Source organism: Rhodococcus sp. ENV425 (assembly GCF_002887785.1).
Classification (GTDB): Bacteria; Actinomycetota; Actinomycetes; order Mycobacteriales; family Mycobacteriaceae; genus Rhodococcus; species Rhodococcus aetherivorans.
The window spans coordinates 1-3,395 of record NZ_PCZU01000307.1 but is presented as its reverse complement, the minus strand read 5'-3'; the positions used below and the strand labels follow the sequence as shown (position 1 = coordinate 3,395).

The following is a 3,395-nucleotide window of genomic DNA, read 5'->3' as shown; positions in this document are numbered from 1 at the left end:
GACGAGCCGCGGCGACCGGACGAACCAGGTCACGGCGGAGCGCTCGGTCCCGCACCGCCCGACGAGCCGCGGCGACCGGACGAACCAGGTGACGGCGGAGCGCTCGGTCCCGCGCCGGCCGGGATGCCCGGCACGCGGGCGGACACCCCCGCGCGGCGGCCCGCGTCGGCGGAACCTGCTGGTGAGAGCGTCGAAGCGGGCCCCGAGGAGGAGCCTGCCGACGGCGTGGTCCTGGCGGAGGCGGGGCCGCTGTGACCGGACGGTTCGAACACATCGTCGCCGAGCACCGGGACGCGGTCGAGCGCCGGCTCGAGAACCTGCGGCGCCTCCGGGAACCCCGTGAACTCGCCGCCGGCGCGACGCGCGGGCCGGCGCCGGCCGTCGAAGAGGAGTTCTATCGCCCGAGCAGCTGGTTGATCTGAGTGCCGAGCTCGCGGTCGATCGCGTCGGGCTCGGTGAGCACCTCCGAGCCGGGAAGCTCGGCCTCGGGGTCGGCGAACGGCGCGTAGGTCTTGTCGCCGGCGAGCCGGTACAGCAGATATCCGGTGAGCAGCGCGCGGGTGACCTTCTGGGTGTTGCGCTGGGCGCCGCCGACGCCGAGGAAGGCGAGCAGGCGGCGGCCCTCGATCATGCCGTCGTCGGTGGCCTTGTGGACGGACCGCATCAGCATCTCGCCGCCCCAGGCCTGGGCGACGGCGACGGCATCACTGCCCATCGAGCCGAGGTCCTTCTCGGCGGCGAGCACGAGCCCGGGCGCGTGCACACGCGCGGCCAGGACCGAGGCCGGCGGCGACGTCGGGGCCGGGTAGAGCGCGGCGACGGCGGCCACGTCGCGCCGGGACGCCGCAAGTACCGCAGCTCCCGCGCCCATGCCGTGGCCGATCAGGCCGAGACGGTCGGGGTGCACGCTGATCCGTCCGGTGCCCAGGCGCACGCCCACGCAGATGTCGAGGGTGGTGCCGAGGTCGGCGGCCAGGCCCAGGTGCGACGGGATCGGCCCGCGTTCGGTGCTCGGGGCGGCCACGACGATGCCCCACGAGGCGAGGTGTTCGAACAGCGCCGAGTACTTGTCGAGACCGGTCATCCAGCCGTGGCCGAACGCGACGGCGGGCAGGCCGAAGCCCTCGGCGGGGGTGTAGACGATGCCCGGCTGACCTGCGAGAGCGAGGTTGCCGCGCAGCACCGTGTGCGGTCCGCGCTTCGAGAGCCGCTGGGCCAGGGATTTCGGTTTCGCCGCCACGGCGTGAACGTTAGCCGATGATCAGCTTCGAGCGTGCCACCCGCCGGGACGTGGACGAGTTGTTACCGGCGGGTCGCGGACCAGTACCCTGCTAACCATGTGCGGAATCGTGGGGTACGTCGGGCATCGCCCGGCTCTCGATGTCGTGGTGGAGGCACTGCGGCGGATGGAGTACCGGGGCTACGACTCGGCCGGTGTGGCGGTCCTGGACGGTGCGGGCGGCCTGGCCGTCGAGCGCAAGGCGGGCCGGCTGGCCAATCTCGAGGCCGAGCTCGACGAGGTGGGGGTGGAGCACTTCGCCGGCACCACCGGCATGGGGCACACCCGGTGGGCCACGCACGGTCGTCCCACCGACCGCAATGCGCATCCGCACCGGGACGGGTCGGGGAAGGTGGCGGTGGTGCACAACGGCATCATCGAGAACTTCGCGCCGCTGCGGGTGGAGCTCGAGAAGGCCGGGGTGGAGTTCGCCAGCGACACCGACACCGAGGTGGCGGTGCATCTGGTGGCCCGGGCGTATGCGGACGGGCCGACCGCGGGGGACTTCGAGGCCAGTGCGCTGTCGGTGCTGCGCCGGCTCGAGGGGGCCTTCACGCTGGTGTTCACCCATGCCGACCATCCGGACACGATCGTCGCGGCGCGCCGGTCGACGCCGCTGGTCGTCGGGGTCGGCGACGGCGAGACGTTCGTGGCCTCGGACGTGGCCGCGTTCATCGAGCACACCCGGCACGCGGTGGAGCTGGGCCAGGACCAGGTGGTGGTGATCACCGCCGACGGGTATCAGGTGTCCGATTTCGACGGCGGCACCGACGTGGTGACCCGCCCGTTCGAGATCGACTGGGATCTGGCGGCCGCCGAGAAGGGCGGCCACGACTACTTCATGCTCAAGGAGATCGAGGAGCAGCCCGCCGCGGTGGCCGACACGCTGCTCGGGCACTTCGCCGGGGGCCGCATCGTGCTCGACGAGCAGCGGCTGTCGGATCAGGAGCTGCGCGACGTGGACAAGGTGTTCGTCGTCGCGTGTGGCAGCGCCTACCACTCGGGTCTGGTGGCCAAGTACGCGATCGAGCACTGGACGCGGTTGCCGGTGGAGGTCGAGCTCGCCAGCGAGTTCCGGTACCGGGATCCGGTGCTGGACCGGTCGACGCTGGTGGTGGCGATCTCGCAGTCCGGGGAAACCGCCGACACCCTCGAGGCGGTGCGGCACGCGAAGGATCAGAAGGCACGGGTGCTGGCGGTGTGCAACACCAACGGCGCGCAGATCCCCCGGGAGGCCGACGCGGTGCTCTACACCCGGGCCGGCCCGGAGATCGGGGTGGCCTCGACCAAGGCGTTCCTGGCGCAGGTCGCCGCGAACTACCTGGTGGGGTTGGCGCTGGCGCAGGCCCGCGGCACCAAGTACCCGGACGAGGTGGCCCGCGAGTACGCCGATCTGGCCGCGATGCCGCACCTGATCGCGCGGGTGCTCGAGACGGTCGAGCCGGTGCGGCGCCTGGCGCGGGAGCTGGCGGCGTCGTCGACGGTGCTGTTCCTGGGCCGGCACGTGGGGTATCCGGTGGCGCTCGAGGGTGCGCTCAAGCTCAAGGAGCTGGCGTACATGCACGCCGAGGGCTTCGCCGCCGGCGAGCTCAAGCACGGTCCGATCGCGCTGATCGAGGACGGGCTGCCGGTGATCGTGGTGATGCCGTCGCCGAAGGGGCGGGCGGTGCTGCACTCGAAGCTGCTGAGCAACATCCGGGAGATCCAGGCCCGCGGTGCCCGCACCGTGGTGATCGCGGAGGAGGGCGACGAGGCGGTGCGGCCGTTCGCCGACCACCTCATCGAGATCCCCGCCGCGCCGACGTTGCTGCAGCCGCTGCTGTCGACCGTGCCGCTGCAGGTCTTCGCCGCCGAGGTCGCCCAGGCGCGCGGCTACGACGTCGACAAGCCACGCAACCTCGCCAAGTCCGTGACGGTGGAATAGCGACCCCGGCGGGAGGCCCGATGCGCAGCTACTACCCGTGCGAGCAGGTGCGGGCGGCGGAGGCGCCGCTGCTCGCCGCCCTGCCCGAGGGCACGCTGATGCGCCGCGCCGCGTTCGGGCTCGCCCGGGTCGCGGCGGCGGAACTGCGCTCGCGCACCGGCGCCGTCGCCGGTCGTCGCGTGACCCTGCTCG

3 protein-coding genes and 1 pseudogene are annotated in these 3,395 nt (G+C 72.7%); 3 read left to right on the top strand and 1 reads right to left on the bottom strand.

All coding sequences use genetic code 11. The features are described 5' to 3' along the window. Positions 1 to 255, top strand: a pseudogene (locus tag CQZ88_RS32195) (hypothetical protein); the annotation flags it as partial. After that, positions 252 to 422, top strand: a complete 171-nt coding sequence (locus CQZ88_RS30135; RefSeq protein WP_006934931.1) for a hypothetical protein — start codon at positions 252 to 254, stop codon at positions 420 to 422. The pseudogene CQZ88_RS32195 and the gene CQZ88_RS30135, both read left to right, overlap by 4 nt. Here the strand turns inward: CQZ88_RS30135 and CQZ88_RS28890 are convergent. Beyond that, positions 395 to 1,240, bottom strand: a complete 846-nt coding sequence (locus CQZ88_RS28890; protein ID WP_006934933.1) for a dienelactone hydrolase family protein — start codon at positions 1,238 to 1,240, stop codon at positions 395 to 397. The two genes, CQZ88_RS30135 and CQZ88_RS28890, sit on opposite strands and share 28 nt — an antisense overlap. 97 nt (positions 1,241 to 1,337) lie before the next feature. Between CQZ88_RS28890 and glmS the strand changes: the two genes are divergently transcribed. Continuing rightward, positions 1,338 to 3,203 (top strand): glutamine--fructose-6-phosphate transaminase (isomerizing), encoded by a 1,866-nt coding sequence (gene glmS / locus CQZ88_RS28885; RefSeq protein ID WP_029544805.1) that lies wholly within the window; start codon positions 1,338 to 1,340, stop codon positions 3,201 to 3,203. The last annotated feature ends 192 nt before the right edge of the window (positions 3,204 to 3,395 follow it).

Excerpts from the sequence above, each read along its gene's own strand:
- glmS (WP_029544805.1), top strand. The coding sequence starts at position 1,338 with ATGTGCGGAATCGTGGGGTACGTCGGGCATCGCCCGGCTCTCGATGTC.